Consider the following 18,970-nt stretch of genomic DNA (forward strand, 5'->3'; position numbering starts at 1 on the left):
GCCATGAACGACCATCATCACAAGCTCGTACAACGCAAGGTGCAGTTCGACTACAGCGACTCGCCGCTGCACTGGATTCCCGGCGAGCCCGAGGCGTCCCACGCGATCAACGTCATCCACATGATGCTGCCGGCGGGCGAGTTGTGGTTCTGCCGGCTGTACAACAAGGCATTGCCCTTCGTGAAGGAAGGCCGCCTGCGCGAGGACGTGCAGGGCTTCATTCGCCAGGAGGCGATGCACGCCCGTGCGCACTCCGGCGCGCTGGAGCGCTACCTGAGCCACCACGGCATCGACTCCACACGCTACCTGAAGGTCATGGACTACCTGTTCGAACAACTGCTCAGCGACACGCCGCTGGGCATCGAACTGTTCAACCGCACGCCCTGGCTCAAGCGCTGGTGGATCGGCCAGCGCTGCGCCATCGTCGCGGCGGTGGAGCACTTCACCTGCATTCTCGGCAAATGGATTCTCGAAGCCGACGCGCTGGACCGCGCCAAGGCCGACCCGGTGCTGCTCGACCTGTTCCGCTGGCACGGCGCCGAGGAAGTGGAGCACCGCAACGTCGCCCACGACCTGCACGTGCACCTGGGCGGCACCTTCGTCAGCCGGCAGTTGTGGATGTTCGTGGTCTGGCCGCTGATCATCTACCTGTTCGCCTTCGGCACCCGCACCCTGTCGCGCCAGGACCCGACCATCGCCAGGCCACGCTCCTTCGCCGCCATCTGGCGTGATGGCTCGAAGTCCGGCGTGCTGCCGAAGATCAGCTCGCTGGCCACCAGCTTCCTGCGCTACTTCAAGCCCTGGTACCACCCGGACCACGAGGCCAACACCCAGGAAGCGCTGGACTACCTGGCCCGCTCGCCGGCCGCCAGCCGGGCCGCACGCGCCTCGTAACGCCAGTCGGCGTGCCCGCGCAGTGGATGCGCGGCGCACGCCGAACGCATACTGCGGTCTTCTCCGTTCGTTACAGGGATGCCGACGTATGCCGATGGGAACCTACCCCCTCCACCCCGCCCTTGCCTCCCGCATGGAGCGCCTGCCGGAGCAGGTGGATGTGGTCATCGCCGGCAGCGGCATCATGGGTTGCGCCACTGCCTGGGCGCTCGCCGGCCTCGGCCTGAGCGTGCTGGTGCTGGACAAGGCCGGCGTCGCCAGCCAGCAATCCACCCGCGCCTGGGGCTTCGTCCGCCAGCAGGCGCGCGACCCGGCGGAAGTGCCGCTGATGATGGTCGCCATTCCGCTCTGGGAGCGCCTGGAAGCAGAGCTGCAACTGCCGCTGGAATGGCGCCAGGGCGGCTGCCTGTACCTGGCCGAATCGCCGGAACAGCAGCGCAGGTACGAGGACTGGCTGAAGGTCGCCGCCAACTTCGGCCTCGGCACCCGGCTGCTGGGGCGCGCGGAAGTCGCAAAGCTGATGCCGGCGCTGAGCGATCCCGCACTCGGCGCCCTCTACACTGCCAACGACGGCCAGGCGGAACCGCGCCGCGTGGCACCCGGCTATGCGCTGCGTGCCATTGAGCGAGGCGCCGTGTTCGTCGAAGGCTGCGGCGTCACCGGCATCGACCGCGCCGCCGGCGCCATCTGCGGCGTACAGACCGAGCGTGGTTATGTAAAGACCCGGCGATTACTGGTCTGCGCCGGCGCGAGCAGCTGGCGTCTGGTGCAGAGCCTCGGGCTGGAACTGCCGCAACAGGCCGTGCGCTGCACCGTCTCGCGCACCAGCCCCGGCCCCGACGTCGGCGCGCAGAGCTTCATCGGCCACGGCATCGGCTTTCGCCAGCGGGCCGATGGCAGCATCAATCTCGCCGACGAGACCCAGGCCGATATCGACCTCAACCTCGACTACCTGCGCGGCGCCAAACATTACCTGCCGTATCTTCCGGAGCACCGCGCGGGCTTCTCCTTCAAGCTCAACGGCGCGCTGTTCCACGACCTGCGCCAGCGCCTGCCCGGTTCTGAACGCAGCTTGAACGGTCCGGTACTGGGCGAACGTGATCCGCAGGTAAAGGCAAACACCTCGCGCGTGTTCCAGGCGCAGGTCAACCTCGCCAGGGCGTTCCCGGCGCTACGCGATGTGAAGGTGGTGGAAAGCTGGGCCGGGCTGATCGACGTGCTGCCCGACGGCATCCCGGTGCTCGATGCTCCGCCGGAAGTCCCCGGCCTGCTGATCGCCACCGGGTTCTGCGGCCACGGCTTCGCCATGGGGCCCATCGTCGGGCAGCTGATGAGCCAGTGGATTCACCAGGGCGAACCGGGCATGGATCTGCATGCCTTCAGGCTGCGGCGCTTCGCCGACGGGACGGCCGGCAAGCCCTACTCACTGTTCTGACGGAGCGCATACGGCCCGCCGGGGAAACAACGCCGGGCTCTCCTACAGGTCCATTTGCAAGCCGGGCCTACTCGCCCTCTTCCACCACCGGCGAATCGTCGCTCAACGCCCGCTCCAGCCAGTCCGTCGGCAGATTCTTGCTCGCCCGCGCGCCGAGCAGCTTTACCTGTTCGGCACGGCTGATCAGGTTGCCGCGTCCTTCGCAGAGCTTGTTGCGCGCCGCCGCGTAAGTCTTGTCCAGTTGCTGCAGGCGGGTGCCCATCTCGTCCAGGTCCTGCACGAAGAGCACGAACTTGTCGTACAGCGCCCCGGCGCGCTCGGCGATCTCGCGGGCGTTCTGGTTCTGCCGCTCCTGGCGCCACAGGCTGTCGATCACCCGCAGCGTGGCCAGCAAGGTCGTCGGACTGACGATCACGATGTTGCGCTCGAAGGCCTCCTGGAACAGGTTCGGCTCGGCCTGCAGCGCCGCCGAGAAGGCCGCCTCGATCGGCATGAACAGCAGCACGAAGTCGAGGCTGTGCAGGCCTTCGAGGCGGCGGTAATCCTTCCCCGAAAGCCCCTTCACATGGTTGCGCAACGACAGCACGTGCGCCCTGAGCGCCTGCTGGCGGATCACCTCGTCCTCAGCCGCGATGAATTGCTGGTAGGCGGTCAGGCTGACCTTGGCATCCACCACCACCTGCTTGTCACCGGGCAGACGGATCAGCACGTCGGGCTGGAAGCGCTCGCCATCCGGCGCGCGCAGGCTGACCTGAGTCTCATACTCGCGGCCCTTCTCCAGGCCGGCGTGCTCGAGCACTCGCTCCAGCACGAGCTCACCCCAGTTGCCCTGGGTCTTCTGACCTTTCAGTGCACGGGTCAGGTTGGTGGCTTCCTCGCCCAGGCGCAGGTTCAGCTGCTGCAGACGCTCCAGCTCCCTGGTCAGCGAGAAACGCTCGCGGGCCTCGGCCTGGTAACTCTCCTCCACGCGTTTCTCGAAGGACTGGATGCGCTCCTTCAGCGGGTCGAGCAACTGCCCGAGACGCTGTTGGCTGGACTCGGCAAAACGTTGCTCGCGCTCGTCGAAGATCTTCCCGGCCAGCTCGGCGAACTGCGCGCGCAGATCATCCTTCGCGGCCTGCAGATCGCCCAGGCGCTGCTGGTGATTTTCCTGCTGCTCGCGCAGTTCGGCGGACAGCGCCGCGTGCTCGGCGGAGAGCCGGCGCAGCTCTGCCTCCTTGTCGGCCCGCTCGGCCTGCCAATCCTGTTCGGCATTGCCCAGCCGCGCACGCTCCTCCCTGCTCAGCTCGACTTCGCGCCGCAGCGCCGCCGCTTCGGCGGACAGCTCGCCATGCCGCCCGCTCAGCCGCTGGAAGGCTTCACGGTCCGCCTCAGCCTGGGCGGATAATCCGTCCTGGGCCAACTGCGCCGTTGCCAGGCGCTCGCGCAGTAAAGTCGCCTCCTGCTCTACCTCTACCCGCCGCGCCTGCAGCCGCCAGGCGAGCGCCGCCATGGGCAGCAAACCGGCAAGCGCACCGAGCAACAGGGCGGACAGATCGAGTGGCATGCGGGACTCCAGGGGGGTGTGGCATTGGATCGCGCCAGTCTAACAGTCGCCTTCCCCAGCCGCCTCGTCCGCTGTAAAGGCCCTGGAACAGGGCTCCGGAGCAAGCGCTCGGGACAATCCACAGAAGCTGTGGATAACTCAGTGGAGAACTTGCTGAAAAACGGCCCTATCCCCAGTGATCTGGGGCCGTGTGACAGATTGGTGATTTTTTCACCAACGGAAATTTCCTTTATTTTTCAAATAGTTAAAAAACGCAAGGAAATTCGCGGGCTGGCCACATGCAATGTTTCCGGGACTTGACAGAGCGCATCAGCATTGTGCACAAGTGCGCGCCACGCAGCAGCCGACCGCCCCGTTTCAGGGCAGTGGATAGGAAGTGTTCTCAGGCGGACAGTGAATTCCACATGGGCGACGCGCGCGACGGAAGCTCCGTCTTCCACCGCAAAACCCGGCGATTTTATGCGATCTGAACCTGCTGGCGCGGCACACGTTGCGGCCGGACGATGCGGGGTGGTTCGGGAAGCTGAATCGCCAGCCGCTCGGCGGCGCAGACGCGCGCATAAATGCGCTCGGCTGAACTGCGGCTGTTGCAGTCGTAGAAGAATTGGTTGAGGTACACGCGCCAGCGACGATCGTCGCTGGGATGGACAGCTATCCGTATATCCATGGTCTGGCGCTCCCTGCTTGGCCATCCCGAAACATACACCGCTCACCATGACACGACAGTGGCAAAACGATGAACGGTCAGGCCGGATGCGGCAGCCTGCCATCCACCAGATAGTGCTCGCGCCGGTACAGTCTCGGACTGTCCGGCACCTGTGCATGCTTGAAGGCCACGTACTCCGATGTCGTCTCGCACAACCAGGGCGTGAGATTACGCGGCCGCTTCTCGGTAAAGGCCGAGGGCGCGAACAGCGCGACATTGATGCCACCCTGCGGGCAGCGTGCGGAACGGTATTCAAAAGCTTCCACACCCGACTCGCGCATGGCGCTGCCCAGTCCCTGGGTCACACTGTAATCCTGGGGATCGAGCAGTGCTGCGTGTTCGCGGAAGGGCGGCAGATGCAGGCGTACACCTTTCTGCACCTGGAAGCGCGCCTCGAACGAAGCGTGCTCGGAGAGGATTCTCCCGCTGGGTGGCGGTGTCGCCATGCCTTCCCACAACACGAAGCGGTAGAAAGCCGATTCGGCCATGGCCGTCTCCAGCTTGAGCGCCCCATAGAACAGGCTGGGTTCATGGCGGCGGCCAAATCGCGAGCCCCAACGCAACGGCGGATAGCGGAACGGCGTCTTCAATAGATAGTGCAGCGGCTCGGCGGGCGGCGGCATGCGCGGCTTGCTGGTTTCCAGCAACTCCTCGAGCAGCGCCTGCTCTTCCAGGGTGTCTACCAACTGCAGTGTCGCTACCTGGCCCTGGCTTTCCACCAAACGCACCAGGCGCCCACGAATGGGAGCGACGACCGAATCCTCATACTTGGCCCAGAGACGGGCGCCGGCTGCGAAGGACATTCAGACCTTGCCCCGGATAGCGTCCAGGTATTCGACCACCAAGACCAATCCCTGTATCTGCTCCATCAATTGCAGCGGCACGCCGCCCAGGTGACGGTTCTCAGTGCGCAGGAAGTGGCGCATGTCTTCATGATTGCCGCCGAACAACGCGAATAGCGCGCGGTAGATGCGCACCAGCAGCAGCGCCAGCTCACCGGTCTTGCTATCCACGCGCAGGCCGTTCTGCTTCCAGCGACTTACCGCGCTGCGATCCACCCCGACGATGGCCGCCAGCTCCTGCTGGGTCATCGACAAGTGCTCGCGGGCGGTCAGCACCGCTTTCGCCAGGACGGCATCGGCCGCCGGGCTTTCCTTCAGCAGCGCGCTCATGACGAACCTCCATCAAGTGTGTTTGCGACAAACATACCATCAAATGCTGCAACCGCACAAAGCTGAAGGTATTCACGACCTCTTTTCCAACTCTGCAGCTCCGTGTATCCGGACGCTGACAAACCGGAAAAACTCTTTACCAGACATTTACTTAGTCTTGGCACCGGTTGATGCAGCGGTGCGGTCTCATGAAGTGCCCGGATCATCCGGGCCAGAATGTGAAATGCGCACCGCTCAGCCGGTTGTGCCAGGAGATCCCCATGAGAAAGTCCGTCGCCCTGCTCTGTGCCGCCCTGATGCTCGGTAGCCCGCTGGTCAGTTTCGCCCAGCCCGGCCCCGGTCCGGACAATGCCCCCGGCCGGCAGGACAATCGCGGGCCGCAACCGCAACACCCGCCGCAACAAGTGCCGCAGGGCGGACGATATGACCCGGCAGGTCCCGGCCCGGGCAACGCCCATTCCTACCGCAGCCCGGATTATCGCCCGCAAGCCGGTATGCCAGTCCCCCATCGTGATTGGCGGCGCGGCGTCATCGTGGAGCCCGCCTATCGCGGCGATCGCTACTGGGTCACGGATTGGCATTCTCGCCACCTGTACGCGCCGCCGCGTGACCATCGCTGGTTGTACGTGAATGGCGACTACGTCCTGGTCGCCATCGCCAGCGGCGTGATCGTCAACATCCTCAGCGGCTACTGATCCCTCAGCCCTGGCGTGGCCCCTCCGCGCCTGGGCGGGAAAGGGTCGCAGGCGCCGGGTAAAGGCCCTAGGATAGGCGCCTTTATTTCCAGCCTGCCGCCATGGACAAGAAACGCACCTATCAACTGATTCTCGCCCGCCTCGCCGAAGACCTCGATGTCGCCGTGCGTGCCGCCCAAACGGCCCACGAGACCGCGACCCACGAGGAGAACATCGCCGAAAACAAATACGACACGCTCGGCCTGGAAGCGGCCTACCTCGCCGCCGGCCAATCACGCCGCGTGGAGGAAATCCGCCAGGCGCTGTCGCTGTTCGAGAATCTGCAACTGCGCGATTTCGACGAGGAACAGGGCATCCAGACCAGCGCCCTGGTGCAACTGGTCAACGAGCAGGACCAGCAACGCTGGGTCTTCCTCGGTCCGGACGGCGCAGGCCTCAAGGTGCAGTTCGAAGGGCGCGAGATCCTGGTCATCACTACGCGCGCCCCGCTGGGCAGCGCCCTGCTTCACCGCCATCCCGGCGACGAAGTGGAAATCGGAACCGGCAGCGCTCGCCAGCGCTACGAAATCCTCGAGGCCTATTGATCAACCCTGCGCCGGCCCGAACAACGACAGACGAGCGCATCGATAAAAAAACTGAGCGGAACAGACAATACGAGGCACGCCGGCTGACGCAGACTAAGCTTCAAGGCCACACCCCATCCCTGGCCTCAAGGAGAAGCATCATGCTGTTCAACTGGTCCGAGTACGTTCCCGCCGTGAAGAAAGCCTTCGGCGCGCTGGGCAAGAAACACCCGAAGATGATCGCCGCCTACCAGGCCCTGGAAGCCGCTGCCGCTGACGGTGACGCCCTGGATGCCAAGACCCGCGAACTGATCGCCATCGCAGTGGCCATCACCACCCGCTGCGATGGCTGCATCGGCGTCCATGCCGAAGCCGCGCGCAAGGCCGGCGCCACCGAAGCCGAGATCGCCCAGACCCTGGCCACCGCCATATCCCTCAACGCCGGCGCCGCCTACATCTACTCCCTGCGAGCCCTCGAAGCCTACGAGTCCGCTGCCGCTCCGAAATGAGCCCTCAGCCCGCGACGCAGCGAGGCGTCGCGGGCCTGCCTCCTTCCGTCAAGGGTGCGGATGAGGTATCTGTGGGACATCGCCAACCACAGCCTCTGCTTATGTCCCAACTCACAGTCAGCTTCTGGAAACTCACCTTCAGCATTGCCGCCGGAATCTGGCTTGGCTGCCTCGCCGTCGCCGCAACCGCCTGGCTGGCCTGGTCCGAACTGCCGCCGGCCGTCACCCGCCTCGCTGCGCCAACCCAGACAGCGCCGATTGCTCCGCCAGCACCGCGTAGCAAAGAGGAAATGTTCCAGCAGTATCTGCAACGTCAGCAGGCTGCGCAGGATCAGCAGAATCAACAGGTCGAGAGAACGGAGCAGGAAAAGCGCTTCAACAGCGCGCCGTGCCAATTCTGGCTACAGCAGTACCAGGCGAATCCCACGCAGGGGAACCGGGAGAAGATGGATGGATATTGCGGGTAGTAAAGCGCTGGGCAGCGTTTTCAGGAGCCAGAAAAGACAAAGCCCCTGAAACGCCAGGGCATTTCAGGGGTTTTGGCCATATGTAATGGCGGAGAGATAGGGATTTGAACCCTAGGAACCATTGCTGGTTCAACGGATTTCGAATCCGTCCCGTTCGGCCACTCCGGCATCTCTCCGTGCGGCGCGCATGATACCAGCTTGAAGCCTGAAGGCGAAGCCCTGTTTCAGGATTTTTTTCGTGGTATCAGGCGCTTGCGTGCGCTCGTCAGATCAGAGCGGTACGCCGAGACGGTGAGCGACTTCTTCATAGGCCTCGATAACGTCACCCAAACCCTGACGGAAGCGGTCCTTGTCCATCTTCTTGCGGGTTTCCTTGTCCCACAGGCGGCAGCCATCCGGGCTGAACTCGTCGCCCAGGACGATCTTGCCGTGGAACAGGCCGAACTCGAGCTTGAAGTCCACGAGCAGCAGGCCGGCGTCGTCGAACAGCTTGTTCAACACTTCGTTGACCTTGAAGGAGTAGGCCTTCATTTCGGCCAGTTGCTCCAGGGTCGCCCAGCCGAAGGCCTGGACATGGGATTCGTTGATGAACGGGTCGCCCAGGGCGTCGTTCTTCAGGAACAGTTCGAAGGTCGGCGGGGTGAGTTGCAGCCCCTCTTCCACGCCCAGGCGGCGTACCAGGCTTCCAGCGGCGTAGTTGCGCACGACGCATTCGACCGGAATCATGGCGAGCTTCTTCACCAGCACTTCGTTGTCCGACAGCAGGGCGTCGAACTGGGTCGGAATGCCGGCGGCTTCGAGCTTCTGCATGATGAAGGCGTTGAACTTGTTGTTCACCATGCCCTTTCGATCGAGCTGTTCGATGCGCTTGCCGTCGAACGCCGAGGTGTCGTTGCGGAACAGCAGGACGAGGCGGTCGGCGTCATCGGTGGTGTAAACCGACTTGGCCTTGCCGCGATAGAGTTCTTCGCGTTTTTCCATGATGGGCTCCGCTTGCTTAGGGGTGGACTCAGGCGATGGTGCGCCAGTCGAGTCCAGAATGCTGATCGGCTACCTGCAGCCAGTCCGGGTCGCACCCTAAGGTGTCGACGAAGCTTTGCCGGGCCAGCTGCGGCGAGTTGTTCTTTTCGCTGAGATGCGCCAGCACCAGGTGCTGCAGGCTTTCCCAGCCCAGCTGGGCCACGAGTTCGGCGGCCTGCCGGTTGTTCAAATGTCCCCATTGGCCGCCTACACGGACCTTGAGGGGATAGGGATACGGACCGCGGGCCAGCATGTCGGTATCGTGGTTCGCTTCGACGATCAATGCGTCGAGGCCACGATAGCATTCCAGCACCTGCGCCGTGGCAGCTCCCAGATCGGTGAGCTGGCCAAAGCGCTTCCGGCCATCGGAAAACACGTACTGCAGAGGCTCCCGCGCATCGTGGGAGACGCCCACCGCAGTGACTTCCAGGTCTTTCAGTACCAGGCGGTCGCCGCATTTGAGCAGCCCCGCCGGGGTCACCGGCTTGCGCATTCCCTGCAGGGTACCGGCGCTGAGGTACACGGGTATTCGATGGTGCCGGGCCAGCAGTTCGACGCCGTTGATGTGATCGGAGTGCTCGTGCGTAACCAGTATCGCGTCCAGCTGCCCGGGCTCTACACCCAGGCGCGCCAGACGGCGGATGGTTTCACGCAGCGGGAAGCCGCAATCGATCAGTATCCGGGTGTCAGAACTGCTCACCAAGGCCGAATTGCCCCGGCTTCCGCTCCCCAGGACCGCGAAGTGCATTCCGCATACTCTCCTGGAGTTTCTCAAGCACGCCCTGCGCCACGTCAGCCGGTGCGGAGGTGTTGATGTCTTTGTCGACGGTGATCTGGACGGTGTTGCTCACGCTGGTCAGGCGGACCTGGTACCGCTGGGCCTTGGCGTCCTCTTCTTCCTTGGTCTTCTCGCCACCACCGAACATGCGGCTGAAGAAGCCAGGCTTGTCTTCGTCCTTCTTCTTCGCGCCTTCGGCGATGTTGACGTAGTACACGCCCAGGCTGCGGTTGAGGTCGTCGACACGGATGTCGGCGCGATCCAGGGCGCGCCCCACGCTGACCCAGGCACGGTCGAAGTCGGAGTCGATGGTCAGCACCGGGTTGCCGCTGCCGTCCTTGTTCAGCTGGACGGCACCGGGGGTGTCGTAGTCCGAGTGCGCGGCGAGCAGGGAGACGGAGCCGCCCTTCTCGGCGCTGGTGGCCATGCTGGCGATCATTTCGTCGAGCAGTGCAGCATCCAGGCTCGGCACGGCCGGCTTGGTCGGCCAATCACCCGTGGCGGTGCTGCCGGCCGGGCGGGTTTCGCTCAGCACGTAGACTTCGCTGGTGTTGGTCTGCACGCCCGGCTCGATGCGCACGCGAACGCGCGCTTCACTGTCAGGCTCGACGCCCGATACACGGCTGCTCAGGCGACGCGCCAGGGGCGCGGAAAGCTGCGACAGAGGCTGCCAGTTGGTGCTGAATTCGCCAGTCTGCGGGCGCTCGTTGGCGATGGAGAAGCCGTTATCCTGGAAGAACTGGTGGGCAACCGGCCAGACTTCGGCCGGCGGACGCTGGGCAACCAGCCAGCGCGAATCGCCACTCTTCTGCAGGCTGAAGTCGCTGACTTCGCCAGCGCCGAACAGCGGCTGCGGGCGAGGCACTTCGAAATCGCCTTCCTTCTCGGTGCTGGTGGCGACGTTCATCGGGATCGGCAGCAGCGGGTCGAGTTGTTTGCTCTGCAGCCCCTCAGGCACCTTCATCGGTGCAGTTTCACGGGCGTTCAGGTAATCGTCGCCACGGTCGCGGAAGTAGCCTTCCGGGCCCCACAGCCAGCCGCAGCCGGAAGTGTTGCCGATAACCAGGGCGAGCGCAGTCAGTCCTGCCAGTCGCTTCATGCGAGGGAGCTCCTTAAGCCAGAACGCCGGTCTGGCGCATGGCCTGACGCAGCGGTTCGTGGCAGCGCGGGCTGAGCCAGGTCAGAGGCAGGCGGATGCCCTCTGGAATCAGCCCCATTTCGTGCAGGGCGAACTTGACCGGGATGGGATTGGATTCGATGAACAGCGACTTGTGCAGGGGCATCAGGCGATCGTTGATGGCGCGCGCAGCGGCGGCGTCGCCACGCATGGCGGCGGCGCACAGCTCGCTCATGGCGCGCGGAGCAACGTTGGCGGTCACCGAGATATTGCCCTTGCCGCCCATCAGCATCAGCTCGACGGCGGTGGCGTCGTCACCGGAGTAGACGAGGAAGTCCTTGCCGACGCGGTCCAGTACTTCCTTGCCGCGCTGCAGATCACCGGTGGCTTCCTTGATGCCGACGATGTTCGGCACCTTGGACAGGCGCTCGACGGTCTCGGGCAGCATGTCGCAGGCAGTGCGGCCCGGCACGTTGTAGAGGATCTGCGGGATGGCAACGGCTTCGGCGATATGGCGGAAGTGCTGGTACAGGCCTTCCTGGGTCGGCTTGTTGTAGTACGGGGTCACCAGCAGGCAGGCATCGGCGCCGCCGGACTTGGCAGCCTCGGTCAGTTCGACGGCCTCGCGGGTGGAGTTCGCGCCGGTGCCGGCGATGACCGGGATGCGGCCGTTGACCTGGTCGACCACGCGACGGATCACTTCCAGGTGTTCTTTCACGTCCAGGGTGGCCGACTCACCAGTGGTGCCGACCGCTACGATGGCGTTGGTACCTTCCTGCAGGTGGAAGTCCACCAGCTTCGCGAGGCTGTCCCAATCCAGTCGACCCTGAGCATCGAAGGGGGTGACCAGCGCCACCATACTGCCCGCAATCATGCAACCGCTCCTGCCGGAAAAAGAAAGCCGTAATGGTACTGTCGCCACCGGCCACGCACAAGGTGACGCAGCGACCCACGAGCGGCCAGACATTCCCCTTGCCGGCGCTTTTCGCTACCCTTTCTCCTTTGTCGATGCGGCCCGCTTGGCCGCCACTCCCAGGAAAGCTGCATGTCCACCTCTCACCCTCGTGAACAATTCCTTCTGATCAGTGCTCTGGGCCCGAACCCGATGGAGTTGACCAGTGTGCTGTGCCGCACCTGCGTCGACAACCGCTGCTCGGTGGTCAGCAGCCGCCTGACCCGTCACGGCGAGTTCAGCGCTCTGGTCCTGCAGGTCTCCGGCAGCTGGGATGCCCTTGCGCGCCTGGAAGGCGGCCTGTCGCCCCTGGCCAAGCGCCACGGCTTCACCCTCAGCGTCACCCGCAGCAATGTCCATGTCACCCGTGCCCAGGCCCTGCCCTACGTGGCCTATGTCAGCGCCGTCTATCGCCCGGATATCCTCAACGAGATCTGCCAGTTCTTCATCGATCACAACATCGAGCTGGAGAACCTCACCTGCGACACTTATCAAGCGCCGCACACCAACACCAGCATGCTCAACGCCACCATCACCGTGACCCTGCCGGCCGGCACCCAGATCAGCTGGCTGCGCGATCAGTTCCTCGACTTCGCCGATGCACTGAACCTGGATGCACTGATCGAGCCCTGGCGTCCGCAGCACCCGTAAGGGGCTCTCAAGGAGAAATTTCCCATGGCAGTCGAACTGAACAAACCCGTCGCCGATTTCCAGGCCCCGGCCACCAGCGGCGTCGACTTCCGCCTGTCCGAGCTCAAGGGCAAGCAGGTCGTCCTGTATTTCTACCCGAAGGACAGCACTCCGGGCTGCACCACCGAAGGCCAGGGCTTCCGCGACAAGATCGAAGACTTTGCCAAGGCCAATACCCTGGTGTTCGGTGTATCCCGCGACGGCATCAAGTCCCACGAGAACTTCAAGGCCAAGCAATGCTTCCCCTTCGAGCTGATCAGCGACAAGGACGAGGCGGTCTGCCAGCTGTTTGACGTGATCAAGCTGAAGAAACTCTATGGCAAGGAATACCTGGGCGTTGACCGCAGCACCTTCCTGATCGACGCCAAGGGCGTGCTGCGCCAGGAATGGCGCGGCGTGAAGGTGCCCGGCCATGTGGATGCCGTGCTCGCTGCCGCCCAGGAACTGAACAGGGGCTGAGCGATACCGCACGCAGGAAAAGGCCGCCGATCAGCGGCCTTTTTCGTTTACATCATCGGACTGACCTGACGCTCCGGCGCGGGCTGGCGCGGCCAGGCATCCAGCACGGCCTTCACCAGGGTCGCCAGCGGGATGGCGAAGAACACGCCCCAGAAGCCCCACAACCCGCCGAACAGCAGCACCGCACAGATGATCGCCACCGGGTGCAGGTTCACCGCCTCGGAGAACAGCAGCGGCACCAGCACGTTGCCATCCAGCGCCTGGATGATCGCGTGCGCGGCCATCAGGTAGATGAACTGGTCACTCCAGCCCCACTGGAACAGCGCGATCATTGCCACCGGCACGGTGACCACCACCGCGCCGATATAAGGCACCACCACCGACAGGCCAACCAGCAGCGCGAGCAGCGCCGCATAGTTCAGGCCGAGCACCGCGAAGGCGATGTAGGTCGTCACGCCGGTGATGAAGATCTCGATGACCTTGCCGCGGATGTAGTTGGCGATCTGCTGGTTCATCTCGTTCCACACCTGCTTCATCAGCCCGCGCTCGCGTGGCAGGTAGCGGCGAAACCAGTGGTAGAAGCGGCGGCGGTCCTTGAGGAAGAAGAACACCAGGATCGGCACCAGGACGAGGTAGATCATGACGTTGACCACCACTGGCAAGCCCGACAGGGAGAAGGTCAGCGCCCACTGACCAAGCTGGCCCAGCTCGCTGCGTGCTGCCTCGACGGTGCGCAGCACCTGTTCTTCGGTAACCATGTCCGGATAACGTTCGGGCAGCATCAACAAGGTGGCCTGCCACTCGCCGAGCATGCCGGGCAGTTCATTGAACAAGGTGAACAACTGCTTCCACACCAGCGGTACCAGCACCAGCAGGAACACCGCGAGCAGCCCGAGGAACAGCGAGTACACCAGCCACACTGCGAACAGATGCGGCACGCGCAGGCGTTCCAGCACACCCACCATGCCCTGGATCAGGAAGGCGATGACCATCGCCGCGAGCACCGGCGCAAGCATCCCGCCAAAGGCCAGGATGACGGTGAATCCCAGACCGAGAATGACCGCCAGCACTATCGCCTCCTCGTCGGAGAAATAGCGCTGCATCCAGTCCTGCAAAACCTTGAGCATCAACGAAACCTGCAAAACGAAAGGGGCAACGTCGCCGTTGCCGGGGATCAGGGGCTACTTCTTGCGCAGCCAGTAGCGATAGACGCCGGCTTCGACCTCTTCATGCAGCAGCGAGTGCCCGGCAAGGTCGGCGAAAACGCGGAAGTCACGCTGGGAACCCGCATCGGTGGCGATCACCTTGAGCACCGCTCCGCTGGAAAGACGGTTCAGCTCCAGCTTGGCCTTGAGCAGCGGCAACGGACAATTGAGACCGCTGGCGTCCAGCTCCGCGTCACAGGCGGGGACAGACGGCGTGGAATCGGACATCGAAACGAACTCCAGTCAGGGCGCCCAAGAATACCGAAAGCGTTGGAAAAGTAACCAGGCCTGACCGCGACGCAGATCATCGATCCAGCCGTCAGCACAGGGGCTAGACCCGCAGCGGAGCGGAAATACCCGTTTCGAATTGCGCCGCACTTCCGCCCTGCAAACTAGGCATAGGCGACGGCGTGCAGCTAAAGTAGAGCCTTTCTCGGAACGAGCCTCGTGTACATGAAAGTACTCCGCCCTGCCCTGCTGTCGCTCGCTGTCGCCCTCGCCATGCCGGCCTTGGCGGACGACCTTCCTTCCCTGGGGGACGCGAGCTCGTCCATCGTCTCCCCGGAGCAGGAATTCCAGCTCGGCCGCGCCTGGCTGAGCATGCTGCGCAACCAGGTCGACACGCTCAACGATCCGCAACTCAAGGACTATGTCGAGTCCAGCGTCTACCGCCTTGCCGAGTCCAGTGAACTGCAGGATCACCGTCTGGCCTTCATCCTGATACGCGACAAGCAGATCAACGCCTTCGCCGCCCCCGGCGGCGTGGTCGGCGTCAACGGTGGCCTGTTCATCTATGCCCAGACCGAAGGCGAGTACATTGCGGTACTGGCGCACGAACTCGGCCACCTGAGCCAACGCCACTTCGCCCGTGGCATCGAAGCACAGCAGCGCATGCAGATTCCGGTGATGGCCGCCATGCTGGCGGGCATCGTCGCCGCGGCCGCCGGTGCCGGTGACGCCGGTATCGCCGCCATTGCCGGCACCCAGGCTGCGGCGATCCAGAACCAGTTGCGCTTCTCCCGGCAGAACGAGCAGGAAGCCGACCGCGTCGGCGTCGCCACCATGGTCCGTGCTGGCTACGACCCGCGCTCCATGCCCAACATGTTCGAGCGCCTGGCCCGCCAGTACCGCTACGAGGGCAAGCCGCCGGAATTCCTGCTGACGCACCCGGTGACCGAATCGCGTATCGCCGACACCCGCAACCGCGCCGAGCAGTACCCCAAGGGCGGCAAGGAAGACTCGCTGCGCTACGAGCTGATGCGCGCCCGCGTCCAGCAGATGTTCGAGGACACGCCGGGCATGGCCAGCAAGCAGTTCCGCGCCCAGCTCGACGATGACCCGAAGAACGACGCCGCCCGTTACGGCCTGGCCCTGTCACAAACCAAGATCGGCCAGCTCAACGAGGCCCGCAGCAATCTCCAGCAACTGCTGGCCAAGGCCCCCAACGACATCAGCTACAACCTGGCGATGGCCGACGTGGACATTACCGCCAACAAGCTGCCCGATGCCCAGGCGCGGGTGCAGAAGATGCTCGGCCAGTACCCGGACAGCTATCCGCTGATCCAGGCCAACGCCGACCTGATGATGAAGACCAACCGCGCTGCCGACGCCGAGAAGACGCTGTTCAAGCTGTCCCAGCGCCGTCCGCTGGACCCGGACGTCTGGAGCCGTCTGGCCGACGCCTGCACCCTGAGTGGCAACGCCATTGGTGTGTACCAGGCTCGCGCGGAGTACTACGCGCTCACTGGCGACTACAAGCAGGCGATCGAGCAACTGGACTTCGCCAAGCGCCGCGCCGGCGGCAACTTCACCCTGGCCGCGCGCCTGGACGCCCGACAGCAGGAATTCCGCGACCAGGAACGCATTCTCAAGGAAATGATGGGCCGCTGAGCCAGGAACCTGCAGGAAACCATGAAAAAGCCCGGCATCGGCCGGGCTTTTTCATTCATTCAACCTGATCAGGCATTGCCTGCCAGCTTAAGCTTCGCCGCCTGGGTAAAGTCGAGCATGCGCTTGAGCGGCTTGATCGCCTTGGGAATCAGCGCTGGGTCGACGAAGATTTCTCCCGAGCCTTCCTTCAGGCACGCCAGGGTGCGCTCCAGGGTGTTCATGGCCATCCACGGGCAGTGCGCGCAGCTGCGGCAAGCCGCACCGTTGCCGGCGGTGGGTGCTTCGATGAACTCCTTGTCCGGGCACAGCTGCTGCATCTTGTAGAAGATGCCGCGGTCGGTGGCGACGATGAAGCGCTTGTTCGGCAACGTCTGCGCAGCCTTGATCAACTGGCTGGTGGAACCCACGGCATCGGCCAGCTCCACCACCGCTTCCGGCGACTCCGGGTGCACCAGGATCGCAGCATCCGGGTAGACCGCCTTGAGGTCTTCCAACTGCTTGGCCTTGAACTCCTCGTGGACGATGCAGGCTCCGTCCCAGAGCAGCATGTCAGCGCCGGTTTCGCGCTGGATATAGCGACCCAGGTGCTGGTCCGGCGCCCAGAGGATCGGCTCGCCGTTGTCCATCAGGTGCTCGACGATTTCTACGGCGCAGCTGGAGGTCACCACCCAGTCGGCGCGCGCTTTCACCGCTGCCGAGGTGTTTGCGTAGACCACCACGGTGCGCTCGGGATGCTTGTCGCAGAAAGCGGAGAACTCTTCTACCGGACAGCCCAGGTCGAGAGAGCAGGTCGCTTCCAGGGTGGGCATCAGCACGCGCTTTTCCGGATTGAGGATTTTGGCAGTTTCGCCCATGAAGCGAACACCGGCGACCACTACCGTCTGCGCCGAATGCTGGTTGCCGAAACGGGCCATTTCCAGCGAATCGGAAACACAGCCGCCAGTCTCTTCCGCCAGCGCCTGGATCACCGGGTCGCAGTAGTAGTGCGCCACGAGCACGGCATTCTGCGCCTTCAGTTCGGCGGCGATGGCCGCACGGTAATCGGCCTCTTCCTGCGCGCTCAGCACCCGCGGCTGCTTCGCCGCCAGATGGGCCTGGACCAGCAGGCGTTCGGAAATCTGGGACATCGTGTGAGAACCTCAACAGGCACGGTCTGATTATGCCGGCGATTTTATCACCACTGCCCTTGATGCGATGCGGCGTCGACGGCCGTACAGCAGGCTTTTTCCGGCACATGGCAAAAGCCCCGTGACCTTTCGATCACGGGGCTTTCACAGGATGTGATGGTGGGTCGTGTAGGATTCGAACCTACGACCAATTGGTTAAAAGCCAACTGCTCTACCGACTGAGCTAACGACCCGACGTGGTGCGTATAATACTGATTTCTAACGTAAAAACAACACCCCGCGAAAACTTTTTTCAGAAATATCGCGTAGGGTCGGAAATTCCGGCGGCGGAAAAGCCCTCGGAACGCAGTCGGCAGCTGTCGCATTTACCGCACGCACGTCCATCATCATCGGCCTGATAGCAGGAAACGGTCAGGCTGTAGTCCACGCCCTGGGCGATGCCCGCCTCGATGATCTGCGCCTTGGAGAGGAACTGCAGAGGCGCCTGGATACGGAAGCCGTCACCCTCCACGCCCGCCTTGGTCGCAAGGTTCGCCATGCGCTCGAAAGCCTCGACGAACTCGGGGCGGCAATCCGGGTAGCCGGAATAGTCCACGGCATTGACGCCAATGAAGATATCCCGTGCGCCCAACACCTCCGCCCAGCCCAGGGCAAGAGAGAGAAATACGGTGTTGCGCGCCGGCACATAGGTCACCGGGATGCCTTCGCTGGGCGCTTCAGGCACCTCGATGCTGGTGTCGGTCAGGGCCGAACCGCCGATGCCGTTCAGGTTCAGGCCGATCACCTTGTGCTCGATCACGCCCAGCTGACGAGCGACCCGCTCGGCAGCCTGCAGCTCGGCACGGTGACGCTGGCCGTAGTCGAAGCTCATGGTGTAGCAGTCGTAGCCGTCGGCCTTGGCCATGGCGATCACGGTCGCAGAGTCCAGGCCACCGGAGAGCAGGATTACGGCTTTCTTGTCGTTCACGGATTGCTTGATGGACATAAGAAGGTCTCCTCCGCGCTCAGTGGCCCGGTTCGTCGTTCCAGAGAATCTTGTGCAGCTGCAGTTGCAGGCGCACCGGCAGGTTGTCGCTGACAATCCAGTCGGCCAGCGCACGCGCATCCACTTCACGGTGGCTAGGCGAGAACAGGACTTCGCCAGCACGTTGCTCCAGGCGGTACTCGATCAGCTTGGATACAGCCCAGTCGTAGTCCTCGCGGGAGCAGATGACGAACTTCACCTGGTCGTTGGCCGTCAGCTCGCCAATATTCTCGTAGCGATTGCGCATCACTTCCCCGGAGCCAGGAGTCTTCAGGTCAAGAATGCGGCTGACACGGCGGTCGCTGGCGGAAATATCCAGCGCGCCACTGGTTTCCAGCGAGACGTCGTAGCCGGCATTGCACAAGCGCTCGAGTAGCGGAATGCAATTCGGCTGGGCCAGCGGTTCGCCGCCCGTCACGCAGACGTAGCGCGGGCGGTACTGCGCGACTTGCTCGAGGATCGCATCAAGGGTCTGGATCTCGCCGCCACTGAAGGCATACGCGGTATCGCAGTAATTGCAGCGCAGGGGACAGCCGGTCAGGCGTACGAACACGGTCGGCAAGCCGGCGGTGCGCGTCTCCCCCTGCAACGAGTAGAAAATCTCGGTAATGCGCAGGGTCTGTTGCATATCAGCCACGGGCGTGACGGCTACACAGGCCATCCGCCTCCGTTGCGTTGGAGTCGTGGGCGCGCTCACAGGCGCCCGGAAGGCCCGGAACAC

Annotated in this window: 22 protein-coding genes and 2 tRNA genes; 9 read left to right on the forward strand and 15 right to left on the reverse strand. The window is 63.7% G+C overall.

Translation table 11 applies throughout. The features are described 5' to 3' along the window. Nucleotides 1–3 precede the first annotated feature (3 nt). Together MJ122_RS02845 and MJ122_RS02850 are read left to right on the forward strand one after the other, a co-directional pair. Nucleotides 4–894, forward strand: a complete 891-nt coding sequence (locus MJ122_RS02845; RefSeq protein ID WP_239742173.1) for a metal-dependent hydrolase — start codon at nt 4–6, stop codon at nt 892–894. Nucleotides 895–988: 94 nt separating this feature from the next. Then, nucleotides 989–2,329: an FAD-binding oxidoreductase gene (locus MJ122_RS02850; protein ID WP_239742175.1), complete on the forward strand. Its 1,341-nt coding sequence runs from the start codon at nt 989–991 to the stop codon at nt 2,327–2,329. Nucleotides 2,330–2,396: 67 nt separating this feature from the next. On the opposite strand, the gene rmuC is transcribed toward MJ122_RS02850, so the two are convergent. The 4 genes from rmuC to MJ122_RS02870 form a co-directional block, all read right to left on the reverse strand. Then, nucleotides 2,397–3,821 carry a DNA recombination protein RmuC gene (gene rmuC / locus MJ122_RS02855; RefSeq protein ID WP_239742799.1) on the reverse strand — a complete coding sequence of 475 codons (1,425 nt, stop codon included), beginning with the start codon at nt 3,819–3,821 and terminating at the stop codon, nt 2,397–2,399. 511 nt (nt 3,822–4,332) lie between these two features. Further along, a complete protein-coding gene (locus tag MJ122_RS02860; RefSeq protein ID WP_017522070.1) occupies nt 4,333–4,542 on the reverse strand; it encodes a hypothetical protein in 210 nt (69 codons plus the stop codon). Between the two features lie 77 nt (nt 4,543–4,619). Further along, nucleotides 4,620–5,384, reverse strand: coding sequence for an RES family NAD+ phosphorylase (locus MJ122_RS02865; protein WP_088416512.1), 765 nt, complete (start codon nt 5,382–5,384; stop codon nt 4,620–4,622). Beyond that, entirely contained in the window at nt 5,385–5,753 is a 369-nt protein-coding gene (locus MJ122_RS02870; protein WP_017522072.1) for an antitoxin Xre/MbcA/ParS toxin-binding domain-containing protein, read from the reverse strand. Between the two features lie 260 nt (nt 5,754–6,013). Here MJ122_RS02870 and MJ122_RS02875 point away from each other — a divergent pair, with 260 nt between their 5' ends. From MJ122_RS02875 to MJ122_RS02890, 4 genes are all read left to right on the forward strand, one after another. Further along, entirely contained in the window at nt 6,014–6,448 is a 435-nt protein-coding gene (locus tag MJ122_RS02875; protein WP_239742177.1) for an RcnB family protein, read from the forward strand. Nucleotides 6,449–6,549: 101 nt separating this feature from the next. Next, nucleotides 6,550–7,032 carry a GreA/GreB family elongation factor gene (locus MJ122_RS02880; protein ID WP_239742179.1) on the forward strand — a complete coding sequence of 161 codons (483 nt, stop codon included), beginning with the start codon at nt 6,550–6,552 and terminating at the stop codon, nt 7,030–7,032. Nucleotides 7,033–7,172: 140 nt separating this feature from the next. After that, on the forward strand, nt 7,173–7,520 hold the full coding sequence (locus MJ122_RS02885) for a carboxymuconolactone decarboxylase family protein (protein WP_017522075.1): 348 nt from the start codon (nt 7,173–7,175) through the stop codon (nt 7,518–7,520). Nucleotides 7,521–7,621: 101 nt separating this feature from the next. Then, a complete protein-coding gene (locus MJ122_RS02890) occupies nt 7,622–7,987 on the forward strand; it encodes a hypothetical protein (protein ID WP_239742181.1) in 366 nt (121 codons plus the stop codon). Between the two features lie 86 nt (nt 7,988–8,073). Here the strand turns inward: MJ122_RS02890 and MJ122_RS02895 are convergent. From MJ122_RS02895 to dapA, 5 genes are all read right to left on the reverse strand, one after another. After that, nucleotides 8,074–8,163: transfer RNA gene (locus tag MJ122_RS02895), tRNA-Ser, on the reverse strand. Between the two features lie 94 nt (nt 8,164–8,257). After that, a complete protein-coding gene (purC, locus tag MJ122_RS02900; protein ID WP_045210340.1) occupies nt 8,258–8,968 on the reverse strand; it encodes a phosphoribosylaminoimidazolesuccinocarboxamide synthase in 711 nt (236 codons plus the stop codon). Nucleotides 8,969–8,996: 28 nt separating this feature from the next. Continuing rightward, entirely contained in the window at nt 8,997–9,755 is a 759-nt protein-coding gene (locus MJ122_RS02905) for an MBL fold metallo-hydrolase (RefSeq protein ID WP_088416508.1), read from the reverse strand. Continuing rightward, nucleotides 9,694–10,884, reverse strand: a complete 1,191-nt coding sequence (gene bamC, locus MJ122_RS02910; protein WP_239742182.1) for an outer membrane protein assembly factor BamC — start codon at nt 10,882–10,884, stop codon at nt 9,694–9,696. The genes MJ122_RS02905 and bamC overlap by 62 nt, the downstream gene beginning before the upstream one ends. 13 nt (nt 10,885–10,897) lie before the next feature. Then, on the reverse strand, nt 10,898–11,776 hold the full coding sequence (gene dapA, locus MJ122_RS02915) for a 4-hydroxy-tetrahydrodipicolinate synthase (protein ID WP_239742184.1): 879 nt from the start codon (nt 11,774–11,776) through the stop codon (nt 10,898–10,900). 171 nt (nt 11,777–11,947) lie between these two features. Between dapA and MJ122_RS02920 the strand changes: the two genes are divergently transcribed. Together MJ122_RS02920 and MJ122_RS02925 are read left to right on the forward strand one after the other, a co-directional pair. Next, nucleotides 11,948–12,505 (forward strand): glycine cleavage system protein R, encoded by a 558-nt coding sequence (locus MJ122_RS02920; protein WP_088416505.1) that lies wholly within the window; start codon nt 11,948–11,950, stop codon nt 12,503–12,505. Nucleotides 12,506–12,529: 24 nt separating this feature from the next. After that, on the forward strand, nt 12,530–13,003 hold the full coding sequence (locus MJ122_RS02925; protein WP_088416504.1) for a peroxiredoxin: 474 nt from the start codon (nt 12,530–12,532) through the stop codon (nt 13,001–13,003). Nucleotides 13,004–13,050: 47 nt separating this feature from the next. Here the strand turns inward: MJ122_RS02925 and MJ122_RS02930 are convergent, their stop codons facing one another. Both MJ122_RS02930 and MJ122_RS02935 read right to left on the reverse strand, forming a co-directional pair. Beyond that, complete coding sequence (locus tag MJ122_RS02930) at nt 13,051–14,130, reverse strand: AI-2E family transporter (protein WP_088416503.1); 1,080 nt, start codon at nt 14,128–14,130, stop codon at nt 13,051–13,053. A 54-nt stretch (nt 14,131–14,184) separates the two neighbouring features. Beyond that, entirely contained in the window at nt 14,185–14,436 is a 252-nt protein-coding gene (locus MJ122_RS02935) for a sulfurtransferase TusA family protein (protein ID WP_239742186.1), read from the reverse strand. 225 nt (nt 14,437–14,661) lie between these two features. On the opposite strand from MJ122_RS02935, the gene MJ122_RS02940 reads away from it, so the two are divergent. Next, the gene (locus MJ122_RS02940) at nt 14,662–16,098 is read left to right on the forward strand and encodes a M48 family metalloprotease (RefSeq protein ID WP_088416502.1); all 1,437 of its coding nucleotides are present in this window, start codon (nt 14,662–14,664) and stop codon (nt 16,096–16,098) included. Nucleotides 16,099–16,166: 68 nt separating this feature from the next. Here the strand turns inward: MJ122_RS02940 and nadA are convergent, their stop codons facing one another. The 4 genes from nadA to queE all read right to left on the reverse strand — a co-directional run bounded on the left by nadA (nt 16,167) and on the right by queE (nt 18,877). Continuing rightward, the gene (gene nadA / locus MJ122_RS02945; protein WP_088416501.1) at nt 16,167–17,225 is read right to left on the reverse strand and encodes a quinolinate synthase NadA; all 1,059 of its coding nucleotides are present in this window, start codon (nt 17,223–17,225) and stop codon (nt 16,167–16,169) included. A 157-nt stretch (nt 17,226–17,382) separates the two neighbouring features. Next, nucleotides 17,383–17,458: transfer RNA gene (locus MJ122_RS02950), tRNA-Lys, on the reverse strand. Nucleotides 17,459–17,517: 59 nt separating this feature from the next. Continuing rightward, nucleotides 17,518–18,192 (reverse strand): 7-cyano-7-deazaguanine synthase QueC, encoded by a 675-nt coding sequence (gene queC / locus MJ122_RS02955; RefSeq protein ID WP_239742801.1) that lies wholly within the window; start codon nt 18,190–18,192, stop codon nt 17,518–17,520. A 37-nt stretch (nt 18,193–18,229) separates the two neighbouring features. Further along, a complete protein-coding gene (gene queE / locus MJ122_RS02960; protein WP_239742189.1) occupies nt 18,230–18,877 on the reverse strand; it encodes a 7-carboxy-7-deazaguanine synthase QueE in 648 nt (215 codons plus the stop codon). Nucleotides 18,878–18,970: the final 93 nt, after the last annotated feature.

Source organism: Pseudomonas sp. DP-17, from assembly GCF_022380625.1.
In the GTDB taxonomy this organism is placed as follows: Bacteria; Pseudomonadota; Gammaproteobacteria; order Pseudomonadales; family Pseudomonadaceae; genus Pseudomonas; species Pseudomonas nitroreducens_A.